This window comes from Kocuria sabuli, assembly GCF_040981185.1.
Lineage (GTDB): Bacteria > Actinomycetota > Actinomycetes > Actinomycetales > Micrococcaceae > Kocuria > Kocuria sabuli.
Genome location: NZ_JAVHZE010000116.1, coordinates 1 through 521, shown reverse-complemented (window position 1 = coordinate 521; position 521 = coordinate 1). Strand labels below are relative to the sequence as shown.

General features: G+C 38.8%; 1 protein-coding gene. It reads right to left on the bottom strand.

What is annotated here, in order from left to right; all coding sequences use genetic code 11:
- Positions 1-54: 54 nt before the first annotated feature.
- Positions 55-321, bottom strand: a complete 267-nt coding sequence (locus RE027_RS18190; RefSeq protein ID WP_071993137.1) for a PAAR domain-containing protein — start codon at positions 319-321, stop codon at positions 55-57.
- Positions 322-521 lie beyond the last annotated feature (200 nt).

The following is a 521-nucleotide window of genomic DNA, read 5'->3' as shown; positions in this document are numbered from 1 at the left end:
TGGTTTTGGGGGTAACTCTGTTGTCAATGATTTCGCTCTGTTCCAGCCCATGGATTATCCTATTGCGCAATCCGGTGCGCTTGGGATAACCTGACACCCGCACTGGCATTTGCATCCGTCAACCACAATAGCCTTGCCGTCAGAGGACCATTCCAGAGAGCCTTCCACTATAGGATTGGGACCATGGAATGGTATTGGACAACTAATCATGTCGCCAATCAGAGCAACTTTTTTGCCGTTAACAATCATGGTTGATGATGCTGAAATAACTTTTCCGCCATGTGTAGTTTTATCACCGAGCAAAACAAAACCTTTAGACATACAAAATACCTTTGTATTTAAGTAAGTATTTATGAAATAAAATTTATTTTTCGAAATCTCAGTCTCACATTATAAGACCAATGAATAATGAGATGATAAAGTGAATAAAAACTCACCATTTCCCGTAAGGATATTTTTTTCCTTTAATGAATTCCGGTATTTCTCCATAGTAAATGTAACCATCGGGATGTCTTGTTATA

Excerpts from the sequence above, each read along its gene's own strand:
- RE027_RS18190 (WP_071993137.1), bottom strand. The coding sequence starts at position 321 with ATGTCTAAAGGTTTTGTTTTGCTCGGTGATAAAACTACACATGGCGGA.